At 69.2% G+C, this 1,447-nt stretch carries 1 protein-coding gene; it reads left to right on the top strand.

The features are described 5' to 3' along the window. Nucleotides 1–118: 118 nt before the first annotated feature. Nucleotides 119–1,435: an ISL3 family transposase gene (locus C1A38_RS30345; protein ID WP_102661098.1), complete on the top strand. Its 1,317-nt coding sequence runs from the start codon at nucleotides 119–121 to the stop codon at nucleotides 1,433–1,435. Nucleotides 1,436–1,447: the final 12 nt, after the last annotated feature.

Here is a 1,447-nt window from a genome sequence, read left to right as displayed (position 1 = left end):
GGCTCTTCGAAGTTGAGCGGGGTGCGCTGATCGATCCGGCCCGGAGATGAGGGCTCGCAGCCCTTCGGTGATCATCTGAGTGTCGAGTTCGGATGGTCACAAGTAAAGAGCTGCGAGCATGGTCAACGATACGACCCGGCTGCTGGGCCTGGACGGCCTGGTGGTGGAGCGGGTCGAGCTGCACCCGGACGGTTCCCCCGTCGTTCACCTGTCCACCAGCGGTGAGCAGGCACAATCCTGCCCTCAGTGCGGTGTCCGGGCCGCCCGGGTCAAGGGCTGGGTGTTCACCCGCCCCCGGGATCTGCCGGTGGCCGGCCGCACCACCCGGTTGCGCTGGCGTAAACGCCGCTGGTACTGCGATCAGCCCGGATGCCCGCGCACGTCGTTCACCGAACACGTGCCACAGATCCCGGCACGGGCACGGATCACCGTCCGGTTGCGGCAGGCGGCCGGCGCGGCGGTCGCCGACGGCAACCGGACGATCGTGCAGGCCGCTCGTGATCTGGGCATGTCCTGGCCGGTCGTCGCGGCCGCGTTCACCGCGCACACCGCCACGGTGCTGCCGGCCGAGCCCGAACCGGTAAGCGTGCTGGGCATCGACGAGGTCCGCCGAGGCAAGCCTCGCTGGAGCTTCGACGAGGTCACCGCGTCGTGGACCACCACCGTCGACCGCTGGCACGTCGGCTTCTGCGATCTCGTCGGCGGGCAGGGTCTACTCGCCCAGGTCGAAGGCCGGACCAGCAAGGCGGTGACCGACTGGCTCACCCAACGCCCCGCCGCCTGGCGCCAACACGTCCAGGCCGTCGCGATCGACATGTGCACCGTGTTCAAGGCCGCCGTCCGCGAGGCGCTGCCGCACGCGACGCTGGTCGTGGACCACTTCCACGTCGTGCAGCTGGCCAACCGGGCCGTCACCGAGGTCCGCCGCCGCATGACAGTCACACACCGTGGCCGCCGCGGCCGGGCCACCGACCCGGAATGGCAGCAACGCAACCGGCTGAACAGGTCAGCAGCCCGCATGCGCGCCGAGCACGTCGACCGGCTCACCGACACCCTCAGCAACCTGCCGGCGAAGATCGGCGCACCGATCCTGGCCGCCTGGAACGCCAAAGAAGACCTGCTCGACCTACTCGCGCTCGCCCGCACCCACCCGAACCGAGAAACCACCGCCCGGCTGCTGCACCGCTTCTACACCCGCTGCGCCGACTCTGACCTGCTCGAACTCCACCGGCTCGCCACCACGATCGAGACCTGGTGGCCGGAAATCCTCGCGTTCCTGCACACCGGCATCACCAACGCCGGCTCCGAAGGAACCAACCGTGTCATCAAAACCGTCGCCCGCGACGCCTACGGATTCCGTAACCCCGAAAACCAGCGGCTACGCACCCGCGCAGCCACCACCCGCCGCCACCGCGGACACCTCAACCCCGCTTAACTTCGAAGAGCC

The sequence above is a fragment of the Verrucosispora sp. ts21 genome (assembly GCF_002879555.1).
GTDB classification, from domain to species: Bacteria; Actinomycetota; Actinomycetes; order Mycobacteriales; family Micromonosporaceae; genus Micromonospora; species Micromonospora gifhornensis.
This window is presented reverse-complemented; position numbering and strand designations above follow the sequence as displayed.